General features: G+C 66.1%; 29 protein-coding genes and 1 pseudogene. 24 read left to right on the top strand and 6 right to left on the bottom strand.

Annotated elements, in window-relative coordinates; translation table 11 throughout:
* Positions 1 to 31 precede the first annotated feature (31 nt).
* The gene (locus G9Q80_RS15065; RefSeq protein ID WP_088714503.1) at positions 32 to 889 is read left to right on the top strand and encodes an AraC family transcriptional regulator; all 858 of its coding nucleotides are present in this window, start codon (positions 32 to 34) and stop codon (positions 887 to 889) included.
* A gap of 2 nt (positions 890 to 891) precedes the next feature.
* Here the strand turns inward: G9Q80_RS15065 and G9Q80_RS15070 are convergent, their stop codons facing one another.
* Positions 892 to 1,485 (bottom strand): LysE family translocator, encoded by a 594-nt coding sequence (locus tag G9Q80_RS15070; protein WP_074622378.1) that lies wholly within the window; start codon positions 1,483 to 1,485, stop codon positions 892 to 894.
* Between the two features lie 72 nt (positions 1,486 to 1,557).
* Between G9Q80_RS15070 and G9Q80_RS15075 the strand changes: the two genes are divergently transcribed.
* Positions 1,558 to 2,010, top strand: coding sequence for an Lrp/AsnC family transcriptional regulator (locus G9Q80_RS15075; protein WP_088714546.1), 453 nt, complete (start codon positions 1,558 to 1,560; stop codon positions 2,008 to 2,010).
* A 73-nt stretch (positions 2,011 to 2,083) separates the two neighbouring features.
* Positions 2,084 to 2,878 carry a hypothetical protein gene (locus G9Q80_RS15080; protein ID WP_088714504.1) on the top strand — a complete coding sequence of 265 codons (795 nt, stop codon included), beginning with the start codon at positions 2,084 to 2,086 and terminating at the stop codon, positions 2,876 to 2,878.
* 29 nt (positions 2,879 to 2,907) lie between these two features.
* Here the strand turns inward: G9Q80_RS15080 and G9Q80_RS15085 are convergent, their stop codons facing one another.
* Positions 2,908 to 3,867 carry an L-malyl-CoA/beta-methylmalyl-CoA lyase gene (locus G9Q80_RS15085; RefSeq protein ID WP_088714505.1) on the bottom strand — a complete coding sequence of 320 codons (960 nt, stop codon included), beginning with the start codon at positions 3,865 to 3,867 and terminating at the stop codon, positions 2,908 to 2,910.
* Positions 3,868 to 4,108: 241 nt separating this feature from the next.
* On the opposite strand from G9Q80_RS15085, the gene dgcN reads away from it, so the two are divergent.
* The 4 genes from dgcN to G9Q80_RS15105 all read left to right on the top strand — a co-directional run bounded on the left by dgcN (position 4,109) and on the right by G9Q80_RS15105 (position 9,383).
* Entirely contained in the window at positions 4,109 to 5,110 is a 1,002-nt protein-coding gene (gene dgcN, locus G9Q80_RS15090) for an N-acetyltransferase DgcN (RefSeq protein WP_043142583.1), read from the top strand.
* 160 nt (positions 5,111 to 5,270) lie between these two features.
* Positions 5,271 to 6,236 carry an N-acetyl-D-Glu racemase DgcA gene (dgcA, locus tag G9Q80_RS15095; RefSeq protein ID WP_043142119.1) on the top strand — a complete coding sequence of 322 codons (966 nt, stop codon included), beginning with the start codon at positions 5,271 to 5,273 and terminating at the stop codon, positions 6,234 to 6,236.
* A 95-nt stretch (positions 6,237 to 6,331) separates the two neighbouring features.
* Positions 6,332 to 7,195, top strand: a complete 864-nt coding sequence (locus G9Q80_RS15100; RefSeq protein ID WP_088714506.1) for a D-amino-acid transaminase — start codon at positions 6,332 to 6,334, stop codon at positions 7,193 to 7,195.
* 4 nt (positions 7,196 to 7,199) lie between these two features.
* Positions 7,200 to 9,383, top strand: a complete 2,184-nt coding sequence (locus G9Q80_RS15105; protein WP_168246492.1) for an OmpA family protein — start codon at positions 7,200 to 7,202, stop codon at positions 9,381 to 9,383.
* Between the two features lie 9 nt (positions 9,384 to 9,392).
* On the opposite strand, the gene G9Q80_RS15110 is transcribed toward G9Q80_RS15105, so the two are convergent.
* Together G9Q80_RS15110 and G9Q80_RS15115 are read right to left on the bottom strand one after the other, a co-directional pair.
* Positions 9,393 to 10,601, bottom strand: coding sequence for a TIGR03862 family flavoprotein (locus G9Q80_RS15110; protein ID WP_269799296.1), 1,209 nt, complete (start codon positions 10,599 to 10,601; stop codon positions 9,393 to 9,395).
* Positions 10,598 to 11,947 carry a mechanosensitive ion channel family protein gene (locus G9Q80_RS15115; protein WP_052244505.1) on the bottom strand — a complete coding sequence of 450 codons (1,350 nt, stop codon included), beginning with the start codon at positions 11,945 to 11,947 and terminating at the stop codon, positions 10,598 to 10,600. The genes G9Q80_RS15110 and G9Q80_RS15115 overlap by 4 nt, the downstream gene beginning before the upstream one ends.
* Positions 11,948 to 12,017: 70 nt before the next feature.
* On the opposite strand from G9Q80_RS15115, the gene G9Q80_RS15120 reads away from it, so the two are divergent.
* The gene (locus G9Q80_RS15120) at positions 12,018 to 12,320 is read left to right on the top strand and encodes an HNH endonuclease family protein (RefSeq protein WP_083242147.1); all 303 of its coding nucleotides are present in this window, start codon (positions 12,018 to 12,020) and stop codon (positions 12,318 to 12,320) included.
* Between the two features lie 61 nt (positions 12,321 to 12,381).
* Positions 12,382 to 12,768: a tol-pal system-associated acyl-CoA thioesterase gene (gene ybgC, locus G9Q80_RS15125; protein ID WP_088714508.1), complete on the top strand. Its 387-nt coding sequence runs from the start codon at positions 12,382 to 12,384 to the stop codon at positions 12,766 to 12,768.
* A 6-nt stretch (positions 12,769 to 12,774) separates the two neighbouring features.
* On the opposite strand, the gene G9Q80_RS15130 is transcribed toward ybgC, so the two are convergent.
* The gene (locus G9Q80_RS15130) at positions 12,775 to 12,963 is read right to left on the bottom strand and encodes a Rossmann-fold NAD(P)-binding domain-containing protein (RefSeq protein WP_088714509.1); all 189 of its coding nucleotides are present in this window, start codon (positions 12,961 to 12,963) and stop codon (positions 12,775 to 12,777) included.
* Positions 12,948 to 13,478 carry an SDR family NAD(P)-dependent oxidoreductase gene (locus G9Q80_RS15135; RefSeq protein ID WP_088714510.1) on the bottom strand — a complete coding sequence of 177 codons (531 nt, stop codon included), beginning with the start codon at positions 13,476 to 13,478 and terminating at the stop codon, positions 12,948 to 12,950. Before G9Q80_RS15135 ends, G9Q80_RS15130 begins: the two co-directional genes overlap by 16 nt.
* Before the next feature lie 212 nt (positions 13,479 to 13,690).
* Between G9Q80_RS15135 and tolQ the strand changes: the two genes are divergently transcribed.
* The 15 genes and pseudogenes from tolQ to G9Q80_RS15210 all read left to right on the top strand — a co-directional run.
* Positions 13,691 to 14,386 (top strand): protein TolQ, encoded by a 696-nt coding sequence (tolQ, locus tag G9Q80_RS15140; protein ID WP_043142103.1) that lies wholly within the window; start codon positions 13,691 to 13,693, stop codon positions 14,384 to 14,386.
* A 3-nt stretch (positions 14,387 to 14,389) separates the two neighbouring features.
* Positions 14,390 to 14,866 (top strand): protein TolR, encoded by a 477-nt coding sequence (gene tolR / locus G9Q80_RS15145; protein ID WP_043142100.1) that lies wholly within the window; start codon positions 14,390 to 14,392, stop codon positions 14,864 to 14,866.
* Between the two features lie 7 nt (positions 14,867 to 14,873).
* Positions 14,874 to 16,079, top strand: coding sequence for a cell envelope integrity protein TolA (tolA, locus tag G9Q80_RS15150; RefSeq protein ID WP_074622387.1), 1,206 nt, complete (start codon positions 14,874 to 14,876; stop codon positions 16,077 to 16,079).
* Positions 16,076 to 16,450 (top strand): cell envelope integrity protein TolA, encoded by a 375-nt coding sequence (gene tolA / locus G9Q80_RS15155; protein ID WP_088714511.1) that lies wholly within the window; start codon positions 16,076 to 16,078, stop codon positions 16,448 to 16,450. Before tolA (G9Q80_RS15150) ends, tolA (G9Q80_RS15155) begins: the two co-directional genes overlap by 4 nt.
* Before the next feature lie 139 nt (positions 16,451 to 16,589).
* Positions 16,590 to 17,915, top strand: a complete 1,326-nt coding sequence (tolB, locus tag G9Q80_RS15160; RefSeq protein ID WP_043142096.1) for a Tol-Pal system beta propeller repeat protein TolB — start codon at positions 16,590 to 16,592, stop codon at positions 17,913 to 17,915.
* 67 nt (positions 17,916 to 17,982) lie between these two features.
* Complete coding sequence (gene pal, locus G9Q80_RS15165; RefSeq protein ID WP_069208023.1) at positions 17,983 to 18,498, top strand: peptidoglycan-associated lipoprotein Pal; 516 nt, start codon at positions 17,983 to 17,985, stop codon at positions 18,496 to 18,498.
* Between the two features lie 3 nt (positions 18,499 to 18,501).
* Positions 18,502 to 19,332: a tetratricopeptide repeat protein gene (locus G9Q80_RS15170; RefSeq protein WP_088714512.1), complete on the top strand. Its 831-nt coding sequence runs from the start codon at positions 18,502 to 18,504 to the stop codon at positions 19,330 to 19,332.
* The gene (tilS, locus tag G9Q80_RS15175; protein ID WP_232788162.1) at positions 19,319 to 20,581 is read left to right on the top strand and encodes a tRNA lysidine(34) synthetase TilS; all 1,263 of its coding nucleotides are present in this window, start codon (positions 19,319 to 19,321) and stop codon (positions 20,579 to 20,581) included. The genes G9Q80_RS15170 and tilS overlap by 14 nt, the downstream gene beginning before the upstream one ends.
* A gap of 78 nt (positions 20,582 to 20,659) precedes the next feature.
* The gene (ftsH, locus tag G9Q80_RS15180) at positions 20,660 to 22,579 is read left to right on the top strand and encodes an ATP-dependent zinc metalloprotease FtsH (protein ID WP_043142086.1); all 1,920 of its coding nucleotides are present in this window, start codon (positions 20,660 to 20,662) and stop codon (positions 22,577 to 22,579) included.
* Positions 22,576 to 23,394 carry a methyltransferase domain-containing protein gene (locus G9Q80_RS15185; protein ID WP_088714513.1) on the top strand — a complete coding sequence of 273 codons (819 nt, stop codon included), beginning with the start codon at positions 22,576 to 22,578 and terminating at the stop codon, positions 23,392 to 23,394. Before ftsH ends, G9Q80_RS15185 begins: the two co-directional genes overlap by 4 nt.
* Before the next feature lie 10 nt (positions 23,395 to 23,404).
* Entirely contained in the window at positions 23,405 to 23,992 is a 588-nt protein-coding gene (locus tag G9Q80_RS15190) for an MOSC domain-containing protein (protein WP_069208025.1), read from the top strand.
* A 281-nt stretch (positions 23,993 to 24,273) separates the two neighbouring features.
* Positions 24,274 to 25,950, top strand: a complete 1,677-nt coding sequence (locus tag G9Q80_RS15195) for a formate--tetrahydrofolate ligase (RefSeq protein ID WP_088670281.1) — start codon at positions 24,274 to 24,276, stop codon at positions 25,948 to 25,950.
* Complete coding sequence (locus G9Q80_RS15200; protein ID WP_133066377.1) at positions 25,951 to 26,190, top strand: hypothetical protein; 240 nt, start codon at positions 25,951 to 25,953, stop codon at positions 26,188 to 26,190.
* Between the two features lie 40 nt (positions 26,191 to 26,230).
* Positions 26,231 to 26,545, top strand: a complete 315-nt coding sequence (locus tag G9Q80_RS15205; RefSeq protein ID WP_069208028.1) for a chorismate mutase — start codon at positions 26,231 to 26,233, stop codon at positions 26,543 to 26,545.
* Positions 26,542 to 26,667 (top strand): annotated as a pseudogene (locus tag G9Q80_RS15210) (bifunctional methylenetetrahydrofolate dehydrogenase/methenyltetrahydrofolate cyclohydrolase); the annotation flags it as partial. The gene G9Q80_RS15205 and the pseudogene G9Q80_RS15210, both read left to right, overlap by 4 nt.

Here is a 26,667-nt window from a genome sequence, read left to right on the forward strand (position 1 = left end):
CTATGGTCCCGGCAGACAGAGGACACCCGTGATGACCCGACAGGACCACCCCGCTGCCACATATGAGGCCCGCATCCGCAGGGTCATGCGCCATATCGTCGACAGGCCCGACGGCGACCTTTCGCTGGACGCGCTGGCGGATGTGGCGGCGATGTCGCGGTTTCACTTTCACCGGGTCTACGCCGCGATGACCGGCGAAACCGTGGCGCAGGCCGTGCGCCGGCTGCGCCTGCACCGCGCTGGCAAATGGCTGGTGCAGGGGGGTGACCCGGTAGAGGTAATCGCCGCCCGCGTGGGCTATGCCAATGCCCAGAGCTTCAACCGCGCCTTCAAGGCGCACTACGGCATCACGCCGCTGGCCTTCCGCGCCGCCGGACAGGCTGATCGCATGACCCTGACCCTGCGCAAAGGAGACGCTTCCATGTACCCTGTCGAAATCCGCAATTGCGCGCCCGCGCGTCTGGCGGCGCTACCGCACAAGGGGGACTATCACCAGATCGCCCGCGCCTTTACCGAACTGGCGGCGATTTTCTCAGCCAGGGGGCTGTGGCCACAGGCGCGCGGTATGGCCGCCATCTACTACGACTCGCCCGCGGACACGCCAGAGCCGGACCTGCGCAGCGCCGCGGGCATCCTGGTAGAGCAGGATTTTGCCATGCCCGAGGACCTGCAGGACATTCCCCTGCCGGACGGCGATCACCTCGTTCTGACCTTCAAGGGGGCTTATGCGGGTCTGCCGGCGGCCTGGGACCATGCCTATGGCGTGGCACTGCCCGACTCCGGTCGGATGCCTGCGGACAGCCCCTCGTTCGAGGTCTACTTGAACGATCCCACCGATACGCCGCCCGAGGCGCTGCTGACCGAAATCCATGTGCCCCTGCTGGGCTGACGTCAGCCGAACAGGACCGGCACCATCGCGGCCAGCAGGATCGCTGCCATGCTCCAGTTGAACAGGCGCAGCCGTCCGGGGTGATCCAGCCAGCGGCGCAGACCTGTGCCAAGCACCGTCCAAGTCACGGCCGAGGCGGTGCCGATCACGGCGTAGGTGCCAGAGACCCAGGCCACGGCGACAAGGTCGCGGCTGGCGGCATAAAGCGTGATCGCGCCCAAGGCCATCGACCAGGCCTTTGGGTTGACCCACTGAAAGGCCGCGGCCTGCAAAAAGCTGAGGGGGCGGGCATTGCTGCCCGCTTCGCCCGGCGCCGCCTGGTTGGCGATCTTCCATGCCAGCCAAAGCAGGTACACGACCGAGACGACCTTGAGCAGCGTGTTGGCAAAGGGCCAGATCTCGAAGACCTGCATCACGCCCAGTCCCACCGGCAGGATCATCAGCGGAAACCCGTAGGCGACACCCGCCAGGTGGGGCAGGGTACGGCGCAGGCCGAAGTTCGCCCCCGATGTCATCAGCATCAGGTTGTTCGGACCGGGAGAGAACACGGTGGCGGCGGCAAAGAGCGCGAGGGCAAGGAGCAGGTCAGGTGTCATGGCGCAATATTTGCGGAGAGGGCGCGCGATATGATTGCAAAATTCAGCGCATTCTGTCTATTTCTGCAATTGATGATCGAAATGGACGCCATTGACCGAAATATATTGCGAGAGCTTTCCGCCGACGGGCGGCTGAGCAACCTGGCCCTGGCCGAACGGGTGGGGCTGTCGCCATCGGCCTGCCTGCGCCGCACGCAGGCGCTGGAAAAGACCGGGGTGATCCGGGGCTATCGCGCGGTGCTCAGCGCCGAAAAGCGCGGTATCGGCTTTACCGCCTATATCACCGTCGGCTTGAACCAGCATACCAAGCCGTCGCAACTGGCCTTTGAACAGGCGATGGCGGCGGCGTCCCAGGTGCGCGAGTGTCACAACATCACCGGGCCGGTGGAATATCTGTTGCGGGTCGAGGTGGCGGACCTGACCGCCTACAAGCATTTCCATACCGACATCCTGGGGGCGTTGCCGCAGGTCCGCACGCTGACGTCCTATGTCGTCATGGGATCGCCCAAGGATGAGCGGGCTTGATCTGTCCCGCAGCATGTCGCGCTCTGGCGGGTCCCGCTAGGGAAAGGACGATCAGGGCAGAACGGGGCAGGGCATGCGGGTACTGATCCATCCGGGCTTTCACAAGACGGGCACCACCAGCCTGCAACGCGGGGCTGACGCACAGCGCGAAACCCTTGCGCCGCGCCTGCGTCTTGTCTTGCCGCATGATATAGAGCCGCTGAACTTCGCTGCGCGGCGTGTCTCCGTGGGGATCAATGCCAATCGCGTTGCGGCGTTTCGCGACGCGGTGGCCGGGTTCGCGCAGCGCGTCGACCCGGAAGATCCGCGCCCGCTGCTTGTCAGTTCGGAACACCTTTGCGGTCTGTTGCCGGGGCGGAAATCCGTCACCACCTATGCAACCGCGCCAGAGCTGCTGGGGCACATGGTCGAGGTCCTGGCACGTCAGGTGCCGGACCTTTCGCTGTCAGTCTGGTTCACAACCCGCGCGCCAGAGGCCTGGCTGAAAAGTCTTTACTGGCAACTCCTGCGCAGCCAGCGACTGACTGTGGGGCCAGAGCAATTCGCCGTAGGCTTTCGCGATGCGGCAGAGCTGGATGCGGTCGTGGCAAGGGTGGCGGAAAGGCTGGGCAGGCAGGCCGAGGTATCCTCCACCCGGTTGGAGGCGTGCGGCACCGATCCGCTTGGTCCGCTGGGCGTGGCGCTGGACCGGCTGGGCGTGTCGCGTGGTGGACTGTTGCCGCTGGCACGGCAGAACGTGCAGCCGGCAGAGGCAGTGGCGGAATTATTGGCGCTCAACCAGTCTGACCTGGACGATGCGGCGCTGGGTGCGGCCAAGACGGCCCTGTTGAAACGGCTGCGCAAGGCGGGTCAGACCCGGGCAGGGTAGGGCCGGGCCAGAAGGCCCGGCCCGTCAGGTCAGTTGGCGGCGATCATCTCGGCCTGGCGGACGATCACCTCGGCCTGCTTGATCGAGGCGATATCGACAAGGCGGCCCTTGTAGACGGTGGCGCCTTCGCCGTTTGCCTTGGCCGTTTCCATCGCCGCGAGGATCTCACGCGCTTCGTTCACGGCCTCATCGGTGGGGGTGAAGACCTCGTTGGACAGGGCCACCTGTTTCGGGTGGATCGCCCATTTGCCGACCATGCCCAGCGTGGCCGAGCGCAGCGCCTGGGCGCGGAACCCCTCGTCGTCGCTGAAGTCGCCGAAGGGCCCGTCCACGGGCAAAACGCCATGTGTACGGCAGGCGGCCACGATCGCGGCCTGGGCCCAATGCCACGGGTCCGACCAATGCTTTTGCCCGTCGTGGATCATGTAGTAGTTTTCCTGCGTACCACCGATGCCGGTGGTCGCCATGCCCATCGAGGCGGCAAAATCGGCAGCGCCGAGGCTCATGGCCACGAGGCGCGGCGAGGCGGCGGCGATCTCCTCGACATGCGCGATGCCGGCGGCGCTTTCGATGATGACCTCGAACTTGATCGGCTTGGTCCGGCCCTTGGCGCGTTCCACCGCCGTCACCAGCGCATCGACGGCATAGATGTCCGCCGCGCAGCCGACCTTGGGGATCATGATCTGGTCGAGCCGCTCGGAGGCCTGTTCCAGCAGGTCCACCACGTCGCGGTACCAATAGGGCGTGTCCAGCCCGTTGATCCGGACCGACAGGGTCTTGTTGCCCCAGTCGACCTCGCCGATGGCCTTGATGACATTGGCGCGGGCGCTGTCCTTGTCGGTGGGGGCCACCGAGTCCTCTAGGTCGAGGTTGATGACATCGGCCGCCGATCCTGCCATCTTTTCAAAGATCGCCGGGCGCGAGCCGGGGCCGAACAACTGGCAGCGGTTGGGGCGGGCCGGGGCGGCAGGCTGGATGCGGAAGGACATGGGGCAGGGCCTTTCGGTCAGAAAATTGCGTATACCTTGGTGTACGGGTTATAAAACTGCGTGAGCCTCCGCAAGCAAATTTCGCTGCAGAGCGGCATTCCCAATTGGCTGCACGATTCTTCGGCAAATTGCTCAGGTCACGCAAGAAACGTCGAAGAAATCTGTAAATCAGCGCAGGAACGCAAGGCAGTTCGGCAGGCGTTCTGGCATGGTCGGGCAAATTCTGATTTCGGAGGCGTCCATGATCGAGACACCCTATCTGCTGTTCCTGGGCGATGCGCCCGACCCGCTGGCGGCCAAGGTGGCCCAGGGAATCCGCGACTGGCGGCCGGAAAACTGTGTCGGACAGTTCCGGCTGGACGGGTGCAAGGCCGACCTGGGCTTGCCCGACATGGATCTGGCAGCGGCCAAGGCAGCCGGGGCCAAGACGCTGGTGATCGGCGTCGCCAACCGCGGCGGCAAGATCAGCCAGACCTGGAAAAAGGTCCTGGTCGAGGCGCTGGAGGAAGGCTTCGACCTGGCCTCGGGGCTGCACAACCTGCTGCGGGACGAGCCCGATCTCAAGGCCGTGGCAGAGGCCACGGGCCGTGCCCTGCACGACGTGCGGGTGCCCGAGGTCGACTATCCGATCGCGGATGGCAAGAAACGAACCGGCAAGCGGGTGCTGGCCGTGGGTACCGATTGCTCGGTGGGCAAGATGTACACCACGCTGGCGCTGGACAAGGCGATGCGCGACCGGGGCATGAAATCGACCTTCCGGGCGACCGGCCAGACCGGCATCCTGATCACTGGCGACGGCGTGCCGCTGGACGCGGTTGTTGCGGATTTCATGGCCGGCAGCATCGAATGGCTGACGCCGGACAACGACCCCGACCATTGGGACGTGATCGAAGGGCAGGGGAGCCTGTTCCACGTCTCGTTCAGCGGCGTGACGCTGGCGTTGATCCACGGTGGTCAGCCCGACGCGCTGATCCTGTGCCACGAGCCGACGCGGACCCACATGCGCGGGCTGCCGGACTATGGTCTTCCCTCGCTGGAAGAGGTGCGGGATCTGTCGATGTCGCTGGCAAAGGTCGCCAATCCCGGCTGCCAGGTCGTCGGCGTGTCGATCAACACGCAGCACATGGGCGAGGCGGAGGCGGTGCGCTATTGCGAAGAGGTCGAAGCGCGCCTTGGTTTGCCCACGGTGGACCCGTTCCGGCACGGTGCCGACCGGCTGGCCGAGGCACTGGCTGCGCTCTGACAACGGGCGGTCCGGCCCCTGGCCGGACGCTGTTTCGCGCTTTGCGCGAAAGACGCCCCGCCCGCCGTCCCTTGGGGCGCATCATTCGGTGCGCCGCACTGGGGTGGTCGGTTGCGGACGTGGGGTATTTACACCAAGAAGAAGCACAGGGAGGACGGGCATGACGATCACTGTTTCACGAGACGTGTTCCGGCTGGCCGAGGCCTTTACCATTTCGCGTGGAAGCCGAACCGAGGCGCAGGTCCTGACCGTGCGGGTCTCGCGCGGCAAGGTCATGGGCTGGGGGGAATGCGTGCCCTATGCCCGCTACGATGAAACGCTGGACACAGTGACCGCCGAGATCGGGACCCTGCCCGCGGGGATTTCCCGCATGGCACTGCAAGAGGCTCTGCCCGCAGGGGCGGCGCGCAACGCGATGGATTGCGCGCTTTGGGACCTGGAGGCCAAGGCCGCCGGGCAACGGGTGTGGGAACTGGCCGGTCTGGCGAGGCCAGGACCGGAAATCACCGCCTATACCCTGTCGCTGGACACGCCCGAGAACATGGAAGCGGCGGCGCGCAAACATGCTGCGCGGCCCCTGCTCAAGATCAAGCTGGGCACGCCTGATGACATGCCCCGGCTGGAGGCGGTGCGCCGCGGTGCGCCGGATGCCAGGATCATCGTCGATGCCAACGAGGGCTGGAGCGCCGAGGTCTACGCCGACCTTGCGCCGCACCTGGTGCGGCTGGGTGTGGCGCTTGTCGAACAACCCTTACCGGCCGGCGAGGACGAGGCGCTGATCGGCATGGAGCGCCCGGTGCCTGTCTGTGCCGACGAAAGCTGTCATGACCGCGCCTCGCTGCCCGCGCTCAAGGGCAAGTATGACGTGGTGAACATCAAGCTGGACAAGACCGGCGGCCTGACCGAGGCGCTGGCCCTGCGCGATGCGGCACTGGCCGAGGGCTATGATGTCATGGTGGGCTGCATGGTCGGCTCGTCCCTGGCAATGGCGCCGGCCGTGCTGCTGGCCCAGGGGGCGCTTGTCACGGACCTGGACGGGCCTTTGTTGCTGGCGGAGGACCGTGAAGTGCCGCTGAAATTCGATGCCGAGGGCGTGCACCCGCCCGTGGCCGCGCTCTGGGGTTGAGACGGCATGCCGCCGCTGCCCCCGGGGGCGGAGGCTTGCAGCCCGCAGGCGCCCTGCCTACAAGACGCTGGACACCGCTTTCAAGGATCACGCCCATGACCCGTACCGTTTATGTGAACGGAGATTTCCTGCCTGAACACGAGGCCAAGGTCTCGATCTTCGACCGGGCCTTTCTCATGGCCGATGGCGTTTACGAGGTCACCTCGGTGCTGGGGGGCAAGCTGATCGATTTCTACGGCCACGCGAAACGCCTGCAGCGGTCGCTGGACGAGCTGGAGATGCGCAGCCCCGTCACCCCCGAGGAACTGCTGCAGATCCATCGCGACCTTGTGGAGAAGAACGGGATCGTGGACGGGCTGGTCTATCTGCAGATCACGCGGGGCGCCCCGGACGACCGCGATTTCGTCTTCCCTGACCCCGAGACGACCGTGCCGACCATCGTCCTGTTCACCCAGAACAAGCCCGGCCTGGCGGAAAGCCCCGCAGCCAAGACCGGCATCAAGGTGATCTCGATCGAGGATGCCCGCTGGGGCCGCCGCGACATCAAGACGGTGCAACTGCTGTATCCCTCGATGGGCAAGATGATGGCCAAGAAGGCCGGTGCCGACGACGCCTGGATGGTCGAGGACGGTTTCGTGACCGAAGGCACCTCGAACAACGCCTATTTCATCAAGGGCAACAAGATCGTCACCCGCGCCTTGTCCAACGACATCCTGCACGGCATCACCCGTGCCGCCGTCCTGCGGTTTGCCCGCGAGGCGCAGATGGAGGTCGAAGAGCGCAACTTCACGATCGAGGAAGCACAAGGCGCCGATGAGGCCTTCATCACCTCGGCCTCGACCTTCGTGATGCCGGTGGTCGAGATCGACGGCGTGGCGCTGGGCGATGGGACGCCGGGACAGCGCGCCCTGCGCCTGCGCGAGATCTACCTGGACGAGAGCCGCAAGGCCGCGATCTGATCCGATGACGGCCAAGGCGCTTGTCGAAGCCATCGGCGCGCTGGTCATCTTCCTGACCCTGGCGGGCCTTGGCCTGTTCCAGGTGCCCAGCGACGAGCCGACCATCGAGGCCGGACTGCGCGCGCAGGCGACGGCGCTTTTGGCCGAGTATCCCGATCCGCCTGCGCTGACGGTTCAGGGACGGGTGATCACGGTCGAAGGGCTGGTCCAGAGCAACGCGGACCGGCGCGCCATTGAACGCGCGCTGCGCGGTATCGACGGTGTCGAAGAGGTGCGTGCCCGCCTGGAGGTTCTGCCCCGGGTCGGACGGTTCACCTATGGCCTGCGCAAGGACGACAAGGGGGTGCGGCTGAACGGTCATGTCACCGCAGCCACCACCGCCGAGGCGCTGGGTCGGATCAATGGCACACCGGTCACGGCCCTTCAGGTGGCACGCGGTGCGCCAATTGCCGACTGGGACAAGGCGCTGCTGGTGCTTTCCGAAAGTGCGGCCTTGCTGGACCGGGCAGAGGTCACTGTCTCCGGAACAAGTGGCACGATCCGGGGAGAGGCGCTCTGGCCTGCCGAGGCGCGGGCAGTGGCAGCGCGGCTCGACACGCTGCCCAAGGGCCTGTCGATCAAGCGAGAGATTGGCGTGCGTGACGATGGCGCGCCTTTCCTTCTGGTGGCCGAGCGTCACCCGCGCCGCGGCGTGTCGCTGCGGGGAAAACTGCCGCCGGGCCTGAACGTACAGGTCCTGACGGGCGCGTTTGACAGCGTGCAGGATAATGCGCTGGTCAACGGGCCGGTCGATCCGGAGCTGCCGGACCTCGGGCCGGCCATGATCGGCGCGGTCAAGGTCCTGGGCGCGGCGGAACAAGGGGTGGCGCTGGTGACGCCAGGTGCCGTGGTGCTGACAACCTTGAGCGGGGGGCCAGAGATGGACAAGGCCCTGGCGGCCCTGCGCGCGGCCCTGCCGGCCAGCTACCGTCTGGACGTGTCGCAACTGCCCGAGGCGCTGCCGCAACCTTTCTGGCTACAGCTTGACCGGGTGAACGGTGCGGTCTCCGCCAGCGGGGTTCTGCCGGACGGCATCCCGTCCGAGGGTGTGGCCAAGGCACTGGGCGCCGACGTCTCGCGCCTGTCGCAGTCGCCTTACCCGGACACGCTTGGCTGGGCTGCCAGCATTGCGGCGGTAGAGGAGGCCTTTGCCGAGGTGATCGAGGGGAAGCTCCTGCTGGAGGAGGCCTCCATCACGCTGGACGCGGTTCTTGCCGATCCAGACAGTGCCGCAAGGGTCGAGACGCTGCTTGCGGCCTTGCCGCAAGGCGCTGACCTGCGCAGCCGTGTCGAGTTGCAGGACGATGGCCGCGATCCGGATGCGACCCTGATCTATCATCCCGAGACCGGGCTGTCGCTTGGCGGTGTATTGCCCGTCGATCTGGATGCGGCCACGATTGCCGGGCTGTTGGGGCTGCCGCCTGTCGGTGGCACCCTGCAGCAGGATAGGGATACCGCGCTGCCGGGCGCCGCGCCCTTGTTGAGGGCCGTCGAACCCTGGCTGGGAGAGGCGGAAACACTGACCATCACGCTTGCGCCGGGGCAGCTCTCTGTCGAGGCTGTCCTCTCTCCCGGCGTCGACCTGGAGCAGATCGAGGCGGCGACCCGCGCGGCTCTGGGACCGAATGACAGTCTGACGCTGTCGTTGCTGCAAGACTACCCGCCCGCCGACACGCGGCGGCAGAACATCGCCCTGGGGGCGGAGCAGGTTTTTCTGGCGGGCTATTGGCTGCCGCTGCTGGAGTTCGCGCCCTCGGTGGCCGAATGCGCCCGCCAGAGCCGCCTGGCCGAAAGCGATGAACCGGTGCGGTTTCTCTCGGGAGAGACACGGCTGGACGCGCGGTCGATCCGGGGCGTGAACGCGCTTTCGGCGGTGGCACGGGTCTGCGTGGGGCAGGGCGGGCTGACCCTGCGCGTCGGGGGGCATACAGACAATTTCGGTGCCGAGGGCGTCAACCGGATGCTGAGCCGCCTGCGGGCCGAAGTCGTGGCGAAAGAGATCGCCAAGCGTGGGGTGCCTGTCGCCGCGATGGAGGTGCTGGGCTATGGTCCTGACCGGCCGGTGGCCGACAATGCCACGCCGGAGGGGCGGGCGCTGAACCGTCGTATCTCGCTGGCCTGGTCGACGCCGGGTCAGTCGATCCAGTAGGGCGTCTCCTCAGCGATCCCGATTGCGCACAGGTTGCGCGGCCAGCCAGTCCGCCGCGTGGCGCCCGGCCCAGAGGCCGGTGGCCAGGCAGCCGGTCAGCAGGTAGCCGCCCGTGGGCGCCTCCCAGTCCAGCATCTCGCCGGCGCAGAAGGTGCCGGGCAGGTCACGCAGCATCAACCCGTTGTCCAGCGCCGCGAAAGGGACACCGCCGGCGGTCGAAATCGCCTCGTCCATCGGCCTGGGGGTTGCTCCGTGCAGAACCAGAGACTTGACGGTCTTGGCCAGTGCCTGCGGATCATCCGGCAGCGGGCGCGCATATTCCATCAACAGGGCCTGCGCGGCGGCTGTCAGGCCCAAGGCCTTGCGCAGAACGTTGGCCCGACTTTGCTTGCCCCGCGGACGGGACAGCCGTGCCGTCAGCGAGGCGAGATCCATGTCCGGCTTCAGGTCGATCTGCAGGGTGTGGCCGGTCCGTAGCGCAGGTGTCAGCGGATAGATGCCTCCACCTTCCAATCCGCGGGCCGAGATCACCACCTCGCCCCGGCTGGTCATGTCCCCGGCGGTGAGCGTGATGTTTTTCAGCGGTTCGCCGAAGTGCCGTTTCATGTGATCGGACCAGTCCACCGCCAGCCCGACATTGGAGGGCGCAAAGGGCGTGACCGGCAGGCCGGCGTGCCGGAAATGCCCGGCCCAGACCCCGTCCGAGCCCAGCCGTGCCCAACTGGCACCGCCGAGGGCCAGAACGGTGATGTCGGGATATTCGGTCCGTGGCCCCTCGGGCGTGTCGAAACACAGCCCGCCGTCCGTGTCCCAGCCCATCCAGCGCCAGCGGGTCCGCACCTCCAGCCCCAGGGCATCCAGCCGGGCCAGCCAGGCGCGCAGCAGGGGAGAGGCTTTCATGACCTCGGGAAACAGCCGCAGGGTCGATCCGGTAAAGGTCTTCTGGCCCAGTCCCTCGGCCCAGGCCGCGACCTCGCCGGGGCCAAAGGCGCCAATCATCGGCGCGAGGTGCGCCGCCGCCGCGCCATAGGCGGCCAGAAAACGACCCGGTTCTTCCATCCTGGTCAGGTTCAGCCCCGACTTTCCGGCCATCAGCAGCTTGCGTGCCAACGAGGGTTTGGCCTCGACCAAGGTCACCGACCGGCCTGCGCTCAGCAGGGCGTCGGCGGCCATAAGCCCGGCAGGCCCTCCGCCGATCACAAGCGCCTGTCCCGTCACGCCTCCTGCGCCTCGGGCGCGGGGCTTTCGGTCGGGTGCTGCAATTCGATGACACGATGTGGGTATGGGATCTCGATGTCGTGGTCCTTGAGCGCGTTCCAGATCAGGAACAACACGTCAGAGGTATATTTGTTCGCCCCGTCGTCGATCCCGTTGACCCAGAATTCGACCGCGAAATCCACGCCTGAATCGCCAAAGCCGCGCAGCTCGCAATCCGGAGGATAAGGCGTGTCCAGCACGCCGGGATGCTTGGCCACCGCTGCCTCGACGATGTCGGGGACCAGGTTGATGTCGGTCTTGTAGCTGACCGAAAACGGCGCCTCGTAGCGGTTGGCGCTGCCCTGGTCGGAATAGTTGATGACGCGGGTGGTGATGAAATCCTCGTTCGGGACGACGATCCAACGGCCATCGTAGGTTTCCAGGATCATCGCCCGAGCGGTTGTCTTGACGATGGTCCCGGCCTCGCCGCTGTCCAGTTCGACGTAATCACCCACCGTGGCCTGCCCTTCCAACAGCAGGATGATGCCCGAGATGTAGTTCGAGGCGATCTTTTGCAGGCCGAGGCCAAGGCCGACGCCGATGGCACCGCCCAGAACCGCCAGCGAGGTCAGGGGGATGCCGACGATATTCATGAGCAGCAGGAAGGCCAGGCCGAAGATGCTGAACTCGGCGGCCTTGGCGGCCAGCTGCCTGGTGGCGGGGCGCATGTCCTCCTGCTTGTGGATATAGGCGCCGGTCTGGTCGTTGGACCAGCGACCCAGCCAGAACAGGATCGACCCGGCGATGATGCCCCGGATCACCGACATCAAGGTGAACTCGATGTTGCCCAGGCTGACCGTCAGCTCGTTCAGGCGTTCCGTGGCCACGTCCAGCAGGCCGACGGCATACAGCGCCATGACCGGCAGCAGGATCATCCGTCCCAACACCTTGAGGAAGCCGTCCTGCACGATCTCGCGCACAAGGATACGCGCGGCGAGAAGCAGGAACACGCGCTTGCCGAAGGCGATCACCGCGCCCGAGTTGAAGATCGCCCTGGTCAGGCTCTCGCCGATGCCGGTGAATGCCCAGGCCAGGAGGGGCAGCAGCAGCGGCACGAAGATCAGCAGGAACCGCCGTGTCGAGGCCAGCAGGGACTGGCGAGAGGCCTCAGGCGTCAGGACGCGGGTCAGCCAGGGGCGCAGCCGGCGGGTCAGCAGCCAGGCCAGCAGAAAGGCGGCGGCCAGCAGCCCGAACTGTGACCAGGCGGCGGGCGAGACCAGCCATTCATGGGCGATCTCCCAACCCTGCAGGACATAGGCATAGGCCTGCTGCACGATCTCGGGCTGGTTGGTCAGGTCGAAATCCATTTGGCTTGATCCTTGGCGTCGTCGTCACATTCTCTTGCCCAATGCCAGTACCGGCCACAAGGGGAGCGATTTGGAACAGGGATCAGAACCGATTTGTCCGTTGTGCCTGCGCCGCATTCCGCCGGAGGCCCGGCAGAGCCTGCACCACCTCGTGCCAAGGCTGAAGGGCGGCAAGGGCGGGCCGGTCGTCCTGTTGCACCAGATCTGTCACAGCGAGATCCACGCCCGGTTCACCGAGGCCGAGCTGGCGCGCGATCTGAACACGGTCGAAAAACTGCGCGCGCATCCCGACATGGCGAAATTCCTCGCCTGGGTCGCCAAGCGGCCGCCGACCTTTCACAGCCGCAGCGCCGGTGGACGGCGCAAGCGCTGAGACGGGGTTGCCCGTGCCGGGTGCCGCGCCTAGGGTCGCGCTGCCAGGAAGGAGCCCGCCCATGCATCGTTTCCCGATCCGCGTCTACTATGAAGACACCGACATGGCGGGGATCGTCTACCACGCCAACTACCTGAAATTCATCGAACGTGCGCGCAGCGACTGGGTCAAGCAGCAGGGCCTGGACCAGAACGCCATGCGCGAGGAGGAGGGTATCGTCTTTGTCGTGCGGCGGATCGAGGCGGATTACCTGATGACTGCGAAATACGACGATGCGCTTGAGGTGCGGACAGCGGTCAAGAGCATGACCGGCGTGCGCCTGGTGATGTCGCAAGAGGTCGTGCGGGGCGAAGAGGTGATCTTTCGGGCCGAGGTGACGGCGGTCTGTGTCACGCGTGAAGGCCAGCCGGCGCGCTTGCCTGTGGCGTTGCGTCAGCAGGTGCACTGAGCCGTCCTACCAGGTTTCGCCGAAAGGGCGCAGGTCGATTTCGAAGGTCCAGGCCGAGCGGTCCTGTCGGGCAAGCATCAAGGCGGTGGCGGCGATCCTGTCGGGCTGGATGAAGAAATCGTCCGGTTTCCCCTTGGCAAAATCCGACCGTGTATCGGCGGTATCTATGACCCCGTCGATCAGGATATAGGCCACATGCACTCCCTTTGGGCCCAGCTGCTTGGCCAGTGACTGCGCAAGGACGCGTTGCGCCGCCTTGGTCGGGCAAAGACCGTGGTCCAGTCGCGCCCGCGCAGCGCTGCGGTGGCGCCGGAAACGATGATCGTGCCCGAGCCGCGTGCCGCCATTTTGCGGCCCAGCGTACGGGCGGCGGTATAAAGCCCAAGCGTCCCGACCCGCCAGCTTTGCTCGAACTGGTTTTCGTCCAGATCGTCGAGCGTGCCGAACATGGCGAGATCGGCATTGTAGATCAGCACATCGGGTGGGCCGTGGTCGCGGGTTGCGTCGTCCAGGGCCTGCGTCAGCACCGTGGGATCGGCGGCGTCGCAAGCTAAGGCCGAGACCGTGGCGCCGGGCTGGGCGCGTCCCTCGAACCGCGCGCCTGACCGGCTGAGCAGGGCGAGACCATGGCCCGCTTCCATGAAGCATTGGGCATAGGCTGCGCCAAGGCCCGGTCCGTGCCCGATGATGAGGCAGAGCGGGCGGGGCATGAAACCTCCTGATTGGATCTGATCCCGACTGTAACACTTTCGGCAGCCAAGCCAAATCGAACTCTCGGGGGCTTGTGCCCGGCATGGAACCGCCCATTTGCATGTGCAGAGGCGGTACAGTGCCAATGTGTTGGCCTTTCCCCTGCAAATCGGGTAGAAATCGCTGTAATCAGAGCCCCGGCCACAGGGGCCGACAGGAAATGAGCAGGTCTATGGAAGCAGGAACGCTTGCCCTCGCCTCGGAGATCGATTTCTCCTTCTGGGGTCTTTTCATGCGCGCGACGCTGACGGTCAAACTCGTCATGCTGTTGCTGATGGTCGCCTCGGTATGGGCCTGGGCGATCATCATCGAGAAATTCGTCAGCTACCGCCGTGCCCGGCGTGAGGCGACGCGGTTCGACCGGGCCTTCTGGTCCGGGGAACCTCTGGACGAGCTGTTCGAACAGCTTGGCCCGGAACCTTCGGGGCGGTCGGAACGCGTCTTTGCCGCGGGGATGATGGAATGGCGACGCAGCCACCGCGAGGACGGCGGGCTGATCGCCAATGCGCAAAGCCGGATCGACAGGTCGATGGATGTCGCCATCCAGAAAGAGGCGGACCAGTTGCAGCGTGGTCTGCCGGTGCTGGCCACCGTCGGGTCTACCGCGCCTTTCATCGGGTTGTTCGGCACCGTCTTCGGGATCATGCATTCCTTTATCCAGATTGCCGAACAGCAGAACACATCGCTGGTGGTGGTCGCACCCGGTATCGCCGAGGCGCTGCTGGCCACGGGCCTGGGCCTGCTGGCAGCCATTCCGGCGGTTGTCTTCTACAACAAGTTCTCTGCCGACGCGGACCGGATCGTGGGCAACTACGAGGCTTTTGCCGACGAATTCGCCACCATCCTCTCGCGCCAGCTGGACTCCTGAGCGATGGGGGCAGGGGTCGTCAAATCCGGAGGCGGCAAGCGGCGGCGCGGATCGCGCAGGAGCCGGGCACAGCCGATGGCCGAAATCAACGTGACGCCCTTCGTGGACGTCATGCTGGTGCTGCTGATCATCTTCATGGTGGCGGCGCCCCTGCTGACTGTGGGTGTGCCGGTAGAGCTGCCCAAGACGGCGGCGCAGGCGCTGCCCAGCGATCCGCAGGAACCCTTGACCGTGACGCTGTCGGCAGATGGCAAGGTGCTGATCCAGAACACCGAGATCGCCCGCGACGAGTTGGTGAACCGGCTGCGGGCCATCGCGGCGGAACGCTCGGACGACCGGGTCTACCTGCGCGCGGACGGGTCGGTGACCTATTCGGACGTGGCCCAGATCATGGGGGCGTTGAACGCCGGCGGGTTTTCGTCGATCGGTCTGGTGACGGATGTGGGCGGCCCGGCGCTTGACGGGCCCGACGGCGGCTGAGGCGCGGATGAACCGCTATTTCTACATATCCGGCGGGGCACATGCCCTGCTGTTTGCCTGGCTGCTGCTGGGTGACGTGTTCTCGGCGGAACCGCCGGACATGCAGGTATCGGACGTGACCGTGCTGAGCGAAGAGGATTTCGCCCTGCTGACGGCGCCGCCGGTCCCTGACCCTGTGCCCGAAGCGGAAACGCCCGTCGCACCGCCGCCGGAGCCAGAGCCTGAACCTGCGCCAGAACCCGAGCCGGCCCCCGCGCCGGAGCCGGCTCCCGTGCCGGAGCCCGAACCCGAACCCCAACCGGTGCCCGAACCCCAGCCCGTGCCGCAGCCCGAACCTGAACCCGTGCCCGAACCCCAGCCGGTTCCGGAACCCGATCCCGTGCCAGCCCCGACGCCGCTGCCGGATCCCGAACCCGTTCCGGCGCCGATCGCGCCGCAGCCAGCCCCGGTGCCCACAACGCGTGCGCCCAGTGCCTCGCTGCGGCCACAGGCACGCCCGGCAGACCGCGTGGCCAGCGAACCCGTGGCGCCGCCCGATCCGAACACCGAACGCGCCGAAGAGCGTGTCGAGGCGGTGGACCCCGAGGCAGACGCACCCGAGGTCGTCGAGGAAGAGCGCGTGCCGACCGCGCCGCCGGAAACCGCGACAGAGATCGTGCCCGAGGGCGGCCCGCGTTTCGCGCCGACGGAATCGCTGCGTCCTCAGGCGCGCACGCCTCGCGTCGCGCAGGCGGCGACACCCCGTCCCGATCCCGCCCCCGATGCGACCCCGGAACCCTCCGGCACGCCGGACCCGGAGCCTTCGGCGCCGGACTTGCCGGACGTCAACGCCGATATCACCTCGGCGCTGGCGGATGCCCTGTCGGCTGCGCCGCCCGATGTTCCCGCCGGTCCCCCCATGACACGGGGCGAACGCGAGGCACTGCGGCTGGCAGTGCAGGCCTGCTGGATCGTCGACAACGGCTCCGAGGCGTCGAACGTCACGGTGACGGTCGGGATGGAACTCGATCAGGACGGACGAGTCGTGCCCGGCAGCCTGCGCATGGTCGGCGCCTCTGACGGCAGCGCGGCGGCGGTGCAGACTGCTTTCCAGGCAGCGCGGCGCGCGGTCCTGCGCTGCGAAAAGGGGGGATATGACCTGCCCGCCGAGAAATACGAGCAGTGGAAAGAGATCGAGATGACCTTCAATCCCGACCAGATGAGGTTGCGGTGAGGGGCACGGCGGCTCTGGCGGTCCTGTGCCTGATGGCCGCGCCCGGTACGGTCTTGGCGCAATCCTACGCCGCAGAGTTCGCGCAGGCGGTTGAGCGCTGCTGGGTGATCGACGTGAACAGCGAGGCCGCGGACATCGGGGTAACGCTGGCGTATTCGGTGCTGCCGGACGGCAAGATCCAGCCGGACAGCGTGCATCTGGTCCGTGCCTCATCCGGCAGCAAGGCCGCCATCGACCGGGCCTTTCAATCCGCGCGCCGTGTGGTTCTGCGGTGCCAGTGGGGCGGGGGCTACGACCTGTCCGCCTCGGACTACGCGCGCTGGAAGGCGGTCGAGATGACCTTCGATCCTCACGAGTTGCGCCTTGAATGAGCGATTTCCTGCGCAAATTCCCCCTCTGCGACCCGGTATTGCCGGTTTTGCGGCGGGGGAAATCAGGATAGGTTAACGCAGAGCGGGCACAGACCCGCCACATCCGGTCCGAGCAGTGCCCGAAGGAGGGTTTTCCGAGATGATCGCACGCCTAGCCGCCCTGGTCCTTGCCTGTGCCACGGCATTCCTGCCTGTGGCCGTCCAGGCCCAGTCCGGTCCCCTGCGCATCGAGATCACCGAAGGTGTGATCGAACCCTTGCCCTACGCGGTGCCCGATTTCGTTGCCGAAACCCAGGCTGCGGAACAGTTCGCGGCCGAGATCAGCCGCGTCGTCGCCGCCGACCTGACCGGCACCGGCCTGTTCCGCGAGATCCCGCGCGACGCGCATATCGCCCGCGTCAGCAGCTTTGGCGCGCCGGTCCAGTTCGCCGACTGGAAGGCGATCAACGCGCAGGCGCTGATCACCGGTTCCGTTTCCGCCGATGCCTCTGGCCGCGTGGTGGTCAAGTTCCGGGTGTGGGACGTCTTCGCGGGCCAGGAGTTGGGACAGGGGATGCAATTTGCCTCTGACGCCAGCGGCTGGCGCCGGCTGGCACACAAGGTGGCCGATCAGGTCTACAGCCGGCTGACCGGCGAGACGCCCTATTTCGACAGCCGCGTGGTTTTTGTCTCGGAAACCGGACCCAAGGACGCACGCCAGAAACGTTTGGCGATCATGGATTACGACGGCGCCAATGTGCAGTACCTGACCGACGACTCGTCGCTGGTGCTGGCGCCGCGCTTTTCGCCCAATGGCGGGCGGGTCCTCTACACCAGCTATGAGACCGGCTTTCCGCGCATCCACGTCCTGACCGTGGGCGACGTGGCCAGCCAGATCCTGCAGGTGGGCGAAGGTGTGATGAGCTTTGCGCCGCGGTTCTCCCCGGACGGGCGGATGGTCGTCTATTCGCTGACGCAGGGATCGAACACCGACATCTTCGCGATGGACCTGGCGAGCGGGGCGACACGGCGGCTGACCTCTGCACCCTCGATCGAGACGGCGCCGAGCTTTTCGCCCGATGGCCAGCGCATCGTCTTTGAAAGCGACCGCTCCGGCACACAGCAACTCTACGTCATGCCGGCGATGGGCGGAGAGGCGCAGCGGATCAGTTTCGGCGACGGACGCTACGGCACCCCGGTCTGGAGCCCGCGTGGCGACCGCATCGCCTTTACCAAGCAGAACGCAGGCCGGTTCCACATCGGCGTGATGCGCACCGACGGCGGCGAGGAGCGCCTGCTGACCGCCTCTTTCCTGGATGAAGGCCCGACCTGGGCCCCCAACGGCCGCGTTATCATGTTCTCGCGCGAGACGCAGGGCGCGCAGGGCTCGTCGGCTCTGTACTCGGTCGATATCTCGGGGCGTAACCTGAAACGGGTGCGCACCCCGGCGGGCGCCTCGGACCCCAGCTGGGGCCCGCTGCAATAAGACGTCATTTCCCATATATTGCGCCCTGTGATAGACAGGCCGCAATGACAAGAGCAGGACCTGATCCATGAAACATCTCACCAAGGCCATCCTGATCGGCGCGGCGCTGGCCACCGCGGCCTGTACCAACCCGTCGCGGTTCGGTGGCGACGACGCTTCGCGTGGGGCGGGCGGTCCGGGAACCTATGCGCCGGGCAGCGTCGACGATCCGGCTTCGCCGGCCTATTTCTCGGCCCGTGTCGGGGACCGGGTGCTGTTCGCGGTCGACCAGTCGACCCTGTCGGCGGAGGCGCGCGTGGTGCTGGACGGGCAGGCCAAGTGGCTGATGGACAACCCCGACTACCTGGCCATCATCGAGGGCCATGCGGATGAGCAGGGCACGCGGGAATACAACCTTGCGCTGGGCGCCCGCCGTGCCAACGCGGTGATGGAATACCTGGTGGCCAAGGGCATCCCGCAAAGCCGTCTGAAATTCGTCAGCTATGGCAAGGAACGCCCGCTCGAGATCTGCTCGGAAGAGGCCTGCTATGCCAAGAACCGCCGTGCCGTGACCGTGATCTCGGTCAGCAGCCTGACGGGGTAAGCCATGCTGCGCGCGGTGGTGTTCGGGGCCTGCCTGCTGGCAGGCGGTATGGCGGCGGCCCAGCAGGGCGAAACGCTGGCCGACGTCAAGCAGGACCTTGCCGTCCTGACGGTCGAATTGCGCAAGCTGCGGGCTGAGCTGAACACCACGGGGGCGCCCTCTGTCGCGGTGGGCGGGTCCGCGCTGGACCGGATCACCGCGATCGAGAGCGAGCTGCAGCGCGTGACTGCCAAGACCGAGGAGCTGGAGTTCCGTATCGGGCAGGTTGTCAGGGACGGCACGAACCGTATCGGCGACCTGAAGTTCCGCATCTGCGAGCTGGAACCCGACTGTGATATTGGCCGCCTGAGCGAGACGGACCCCTTGGGCGGTGATGTCGGCCCGGCGCCGGTCGCGGCGCAGCCCGCGCCGCCCCCGGCCACGGATGCGCTGCCGTTCGACGGAGAACTGGCGATCAGCGAAGAAGCCGATTTCCGTGCCGCGCTCGAGGCCCTGGACGAGGGCGATTACGCAGGCGCCGAGATGCTGTTTGCCCAGTTCCGCGAAACCTACCCGATGGGACCGCTGGAACCTGCGGCCCTGATCGGCGAGGGCCGCGCGCTGGAGGCGCAGGGGGACACGCGCGAGGCCGCGCGACGCTACCTGTCGGCCTATTCGGGCTTTCCGGATGCCAAGGTCGCGCCCGAGGCGCTGTGGCGCCTGGGCGACGCGCTTGGGGCGCTGGGCTCGGTAAGCGAGGCCTGCATCACCTTGGGCGAGGTCGCGTTGCGCTATCCCGGCTCGGACGCGGTGTCCCGCGCGACCGCCAGCCGCCAGAGCCTTGGGTGCCAGTAAGACGGTGAACCTCGACCAGCGGTTTGCCGAGGCGATGGGCCAGTTGATCGGTCCGGGTTTCCCTTCTGAAATCGGCCTGGCCGTCTCTGGGGGCGGCGACAGCATGGCGATGCTGACGCTTGCGCATAACTGGAGCCATGTCTGGGGTGTGCGCCTTCGCGTGGTGACGGTGGACCACGGGCTGCGGCCCGAATCCGCGGATGAGGCGGCGATGGTAGCCCGGGAATGTGCGGAGCTTGGCTGGCCCCACACAACGCTGCGCTGGCACTGGGACGGCACGGGCAACAAGATGGACGCGGCGCGGCGTGGTCGGCTGGCGCTGATCGACGCATGGCGCGGATCCCTGTCCCACGTGCTGATGGCCCACACGCGTGATGACGTGGCCGAGACATTCCTGATGCGCCTGGCGCGTGGCTCTGGCGTGGACGGCCTGTCGGCCATGTCGGCCCGGCGCCATGTGGGCGGCATGCAGATCCTGCGTCCTTGCCTGGAGATGGGCCGTGCCGAGTTGCGCCATTACCTGACGGTCCTCAAAGGGCGCTGGGTCGAGGATCCGTCGAATGATGATCCGGCCTATGGGCGGGTGCGGATGCGGCGCCTGTTGGCGGACTTGCAGGCCGAAGGGCTGGGCGCCGAAACGCTGGCCGACACGGCGGCCCGTCTGCGCGATGATCGTTTGGCCCTTGCCATGCGCGCCGCGACGATCTGGGACGGGGTTGGCACACAGACCGGCTGGGGCGGGCTGACGCTGGCGCCGGATTGGCACGAACAGGTCGAACCGGCCACGCAGCGACGCCTGCTGTCGGCCATGCTGCGCTTTGTGTCCGGCGCCGACTACGCGCCGCGGGCCGAGGCATTGGAAGGGCTGCGTGACCGGCTGGTCAGCGGGGGCGGCGGAACGCTGCACGGTTGTGAGGTGATCCACCACCGGGGCCGGGTGCTGATGTTCCGCGAGGCGGCTGCGGTTGCCGAGGCGACAGCCATCGCCCCGGGTATCACGTGGGACGGACGGTGGCATGTCACGACGCCCGACCACGCAGGACGCACGATCCGCGCCCTTGGAGAGGACGGCTGGCGGCAGGTTGCCGAGACGCCGCCATGCGCTCCGCCGTTTCGCGCCGCCTTGTCCCTGCCGTCGATCTGGCAGGATGACACGTTGCTGGCCTGCGATGCCCTGGGTGTCGGCCCCGGCAATACTGCGCGCCTGTGCCGCGCCGGGGTGTTCCGCGACTTCCTGCTCTCGCATTGAAGCCGGGGCGCCGATCTCTATGTTACACTGCAACTCGCTGTGCTATGAGCCTGCAAAGCTTACAAAGGAGTTCCCCCCTTGGGTAACGCAAGAAACATCGCCTTCTGGGTCGTTCTGTTCCTCCTGATCCTGGCGCTCTTCAACCTGTTCTCGGGCGGCGGCACCACGCTGCAGAGCCGCGAAGTCGGGTATTCCGATTTCGTCCGCGCGGTCGAGACGCAGAACGTCAGCTCTGTGACGATCGACGGCGAACAGGTGCGCTATCGCACCAACGAGGGGCAGGACTATGTCACCATCAAGCCCGAGGATGCGGAACTGACCAACCTGCTGTTGGACAATAATATTCCGGTCAAGGCCGAGGCGCAGGAACAATCGGGATTCCAGTCCTTCCTGCTGTCGCTTCTGCCCTTCCTCTTGCTGATCGGTGTCTGGATCTACTTCATGAACCGGATGCAGGGCGGGGGCAAAGGTGGAGCGATGGGCTTTGGCAAGTCCAAGGCCAAGCTGTTGACTGAGAAACATGGCCGCGTGACCTTTGACGACGTTGCGGGCATCGACGAGGCCAAGGAAGAACTTGAAGAGATCGTCGAATTCCTGCGCAACCCGCAGAAATTCAGCCGCCTGGGCGGCAAGATCCCCAAGGGTGCGCTGCTGGTCGGCCCTCCGGGTACTGGTAAAACGCTTCTGGCGCGTGCGATCGCGGGCGAGGCGGGCGTGCCCTTCTTCACCATCTCCGGTTCCGACTTCGTCGAGATGTTCGTCGGCGTGGGCGCAAGCCGTGTCCGCGACATGTTCGAGCAGGCGAAAAAGAACGCGCCCTGCATCGTCTTCATCGACGAGATCGACGCCGTGGGCCGCGCCCGTGGCCAGGGCTATGGCGGCGGCAACGACGAACGTGAACAGACACTCAACCAGCTGCTGGTCGAGATGGACGGTTTCGAGGCGAACGAAGGCGTCATCATCGTGGCCGCCACCAACCGGCGCGATGTTCTGGACCCGGCGCTGCTGCGCCCGGGGCGTTTCGACCGCCAGGTGACGGTGCCGAACCCCGACATCAAGGGCCGCGAAAAGATCCTTGGGGTGCACGCCCGCAAGACCCCGCTGGGCCCGGACGTCGATCTGCGCATCATCGCGCGCGGTACGCCCGGTTTCTCGGGCGCCGACCTTGCCAACCTCGTGAACGAGGCGGCGCTGATGGCGGCGCGTGTCGGTCGCCGTTTCGTGACGATGGAAGACTTCGAGAACGCCAAGGACAAGGTCATGATGGGCGCCGAGCGGCGCAGCATGGTCCTGACCGACGACCAGAAAGAAAAGACCGCCTACCACGAGGCCGGTCACGCGGTGGTTGGGCTGGCCCTGCCGCAGTGCGACCCGGTCTACAAGGCGACGATCATCCCGCGCGGCGGCGCGCTGGGCATGGTGGTCAGCCTGCCGGAAATCGACCGTCTGAACTGGCACAAGTCCGAGTGCGAGGAAAAGATGGCGATGACGATGGCCGGCAAGGCCGCCGAGATCATCAAGTACGGCGAGCCCAACGTCTCGAACGGTCCGGCGGGTGACATTCAGCAGGCCAGCGCGCTGGCCCGTGCAATGGTGCTGCGCTGGGGCATGTCCGACAAGGTCGGCAACATCGACTATGCCGAGGCGCACGAGGGCTACCAGGGCAATACCGCGGGTCTGTCAGTGTCGGCGCATACCAAGGAACTGATCGAGGACGAGGTCAAACGCTTCATCCAGGAAGCCTATGAACGTGCCTACCAGATCCTGACCGACCGCAAGGACGAGTGGGAACGCCTGGCGAAAGGGTTGCTGGAATACGAAACCCTGACCGGCGAAGAGATCAAGCGCGTGATGCGGGGCGATCCGCCCCATGCGGGCGACGACGACGGCGGCTCCGGCGCGGTCGAGGACAAGCCCTCGCTAACCGCGATCCCCAAGACCAAGCCCAAGTCCAAACCCTCCGGCGACGGCGGACTGGAGCCTGAGCCCTCGGCATGACGACCGGGAAGACAGAAGACGATTGGGACCCCGGGACCTACCACAGGTTCCGGGGTTATCGTTTGCTGCCCGCGCTGGATCTCTTGGCGCGGCTCGGGCCATTGCCGGTGGGCGACGTTGTGGACCTTGGCTGTGGGGCCGGGGACGTGGCGCCCGACCTTCACCTGCGGTTCTGCAAGACGACCGGCGCCAGGCTGATCGGAGTCGACAGTTCTCCGGCGATGCTGGAACAGGCAAGGGGGCAGGGGGTTTATGACCGCTTGGACGAGAGAGACATCGCGGAATGGCGACCGAAAAAGGCGCCTGCACTGATATTCTCCAATGCCGCTCTGCACTGGATCGACGGTCACGAGGCCATCCTGTCCGACCTTGTTGACAGCCTGGTCCCCGGCGGAGTGCTGGCCGTTCAGGTGCCGCATCAGAACAACGCGCCCTCGCACCGGTTGTGGCGCACTCTGGCCGAGGAACTCTGCCCCGGGCAGCTTCAGGACGTGCACCTGCCCGAGGTGTTGAAACCGGCGCAGTATTATCACCTGCTTGAAGGCCTGGGAGAAATCAGCCTCTGGGAGACGGAGTATTTCCAGAAGCTTCCGCCCTGCGATGAAGGGCATCCGGTACGCCGGTTTACAGAGGCGACCTATGCCCGGCCCATCCTGCGGGCCATGCCCGAAACGGCCCGCGCCAGGCTGGTGGCCGCTTATGACGAACTGATTCCCAAGGCCTACCCGTTGTCCGCCGATGGGGGCGCGTTGTTCCCCCTGAGGCGCATGTTCTTTACCCTGACCCGTGAAGGGCGATCCGTTCCCGCCCCCTAGAAAGGCCCCTATGCCCGCGCTCAAACCCACTGATTACACAGCAACCGTCACATGGTTGGGGGTCGTGACGAATGCCGACCGTGTCGAACTGCTGTCCGAACCGCGAGAGCGGCTGGACCTGACCTTTGCCGGCGTGGCGGGATCGTTCCACGGCGGGGCGACGCGGTCTTCCTGTACGCGTGTCAAATCACAGTATCCCAAGGGCACGGAAATCCGGAACGAACGTCAACTGAGCATCATCAGCGCCGAGGAGCTGGCCGAGATCGCCAACCTGATCGGGGTGGAGGCGATTGACCCGGCGCGGCTGGGTGCCTCTATGGTTCTCAGCGGATTGCCGGATTTCAGCTTTGTCCCGCCATCATCCAGGCTGCAGGCGCCTTCGGGGGCGACGCTGACCGTGGACATGCAGAACCGGCCTTGCCAGTTTCCCGCCAAGAGCATCGAGGCAGTGGCACCGGGCAAGGGGCGCGGCTTCAAGCCCGCCGCCGCGGGACGGCGCGGCGTGACCGCCTCTGTCGCCCGAGAGGGCAGTGTGGCGATCGGCGATGTCCTGCGCTTGCACATCCCCGATCAGCGCGCCTGGCAGCCCGAGGGCTGAAGCCGGGCCGATCTTGGCCGAATTCCACGAATTGAGACCGAAGTTTCCGATACGAAAGTTCGTGTTGCTCTGCGCCCGTGCAGCAGTGATCTATAGGCGCAGCGGGATCACCATCCGCCCCGTCGGAGCCTGGGGTTTCCGATCAGCGGCACATGGCTGCTGACGCGGGCAACCTTCGCCGCAGTTACGCAAGAAAAGGTCGGATTCGCTTTCACAGGCGGTCCGGCACATCGCTATGGCTGGGCCATCGCGAAACCATCCGCAACAGGGACAGCACCAAGATGGCATTCAAGTCCGACATCGAAATCGCCCGCGAGGCCAACAAGAAGCCGATCCAGCAGATCGGGGATGCGCTGAACATTCCGGGTGAGCACCTGCTGCCCTACGGCCATGACAAGGCCAAGATCAGCCAGGCCTTCATCGACAGCGTCCAGGAGCGCCCCGATGGCAAGCTGATCCTCGTCACCGCCATCAACCCGACGCCGGCGGGTGAAGGCAAGACCACCACCACGGTCGGTCTGGGCGACGGCCTGAACAAGATCGGCAAGAAGGCGATGATCTGCATCCGTGAGGCCTCGCTTGGCCCGAACTTCGGGATGAAGGGCGGCGCCGCCGGGGGCGGCAAGGCGCAGGTCGTGCCGATGGAGGAAATGAACCTCCACTTCACCGGTGACTTCCACGCCATCACCAGCGCCCACAGCCTGCTGTCGGCCATGATCGACAACCACATCTACTGGGGCAACGAGGCCCAGATCGACCAGCGCCGCGTCACCTGGCGCCGTGTGGTGGACATGAACGACCGGTCGCTGCGCCAGATCACCTCCTCGCTCGGCGGTGTCTCCAACGGGTTCCCGCGCGAGGACGGTTTCGACATCACCGTGGCTTCCGAGGTCATGGCGATCCTCTGCCTGGCAAAGAACCTCAAGGACCTCGAAGAGCGCCTTGGTTCGATGATCATCGCCTACCGCCGCGACAAGTCGCCGGTTTTCTGCCGTGACATCAAGGCCGAAGGCGCGATGACCGTCCTGCTCAAGGACGCGATGCAGCCGAACCTGGTGCAGACGCTGGAAAACAACCCGGCCTTCGTCCACGGCGGTCCCTTCGCCAACATCGCGCACGGCTGCAACTCGGTCATCGCGACGACGACCGCGCTGAAACTGGCCGACTATGTCGTGACCGAGGCGGGCTTTGGCGCCGACCTGGGTGCCGAGAAGTTCATGGACATCAAGTGCCGCAAGGCGGGCCTCAAGCCCGACGCGGTTGTCATCGTCGCCACCGTGCGCGCGATGAAGATGAACGGCGGCGTGGCCAAGGCTGACCTGGGCACCGAGAACGTCGAAGCCGTCAAGGCGGGCTGTCCGAACCTGGGCCGCCACATCGAGAACATGAAAAAGTTCGGCGTGCCGGCGGTCGTGGGCATCAACCACTTCGTCACCGACACGGACGCAGAGGTGCAGGCGGTCATGGACTACTGCGCCGAGCTGGGTGTCGAAGCGATCCTGAACAAGCACTGGGAACTGGGCGGCGAAGGCATCACCGAGACCGCGAAGAAGGTTGTCGAGCTCTGTGAAAGCGGGGCGGCCAACTACGCGCCGCTTTACGCCGACGAGCTGTCGCTGGCCGAGAAGATCGAGACCGTCTGCAAGGAAATCTACCGCGCCGACAGCGTGGTGATGGACGGCAAGATCCTGAACCAGCTGAAGGAATGGGAAGCCCAGGGCTACGGCAACCTGCCGGTCTGCATGGCCAAGACGCAGTACTCCTTCTCGACCGACCCGACCCAGCGCGGCGCGCCCACCGGCTTTGACATCCCCGTGCGTGAGGTCCGCCTGTCGGCCGGGGCTGGCTTCATCGTGGTGGTCTGCGGTGAGATCATGACCATGCCGGGCCTGCCGCGTGTGCCGGCAGCGGAATCGATCCGCCTGAACGACGAAGGTCTGATCGAAGGCCTGTTCTAAGTGACAAAGAGGACACGCCCGCGCGGAACGACCATCGTCGCGGGCGTGTTCGGTTTGCTGGTCCTGACCATCGTGACGGCGATGATTGGGGCGGTTCTGGCAAGTTGGCTGATCCCTGGTGACAGCGGCAGGGAAGGCCAACTCGGGTTCGTGCTGTTGCTGCCGGTTCTGTGGCTCTGGAAGAAATTCCTGGAATATTGCGGGATTGTTTTCCCGGGGCCGGACGGCGAAGGAAAATGACGGTAGGGAGGGGCAGGTTCAATTGCGAAAAGGGAAATCCATGACGCGTCCTGCCCCCGAAACCATTGAGAGCATGGCGGAACTTCGGCTCTGCATCGACGAGATCGACGGCGAACTTGTGCGCCTTCTGGCAGAGCGTGAAGGCTACACCGACCGCGCGCCCGACCTGAAGGCGCGCGAGGGCATCGCGGCCCGGGCACCGCGCCGGATCGAGGCGGTTCTGGCCAACGTGGGCGACAGGGCCCGGGCCGAGGGGCTGGACCCGGAGCTCGCCCGGGCGATTTGGACACTCATGATCGAGACGGTGATAGCCCGCGAGGAACGGGTGATCGGCAAGGAAGGGATAGACGGATGAGCGCAACAATCATTGACGGCAAGGCCTTTGCGGCCACGGTCCGCGAGAAGGTGGCGGCGCATGTGGCGCGGCTGAAGGATGAGAACGGCATCACGCCCGGCCTGGCGGTGGTGCTGGTGGGC

The organism is Mameliella sp. LZ-28, from assembly GCF_012274245.1.
Taxonomy (GTDB): domain Bacteria; phylum Pseudomonadota; class Alphaproteobacteria; order Rhodobacterales; family Rhodobacteraceae; genus Antarctobacter; species Antarctobacter albus.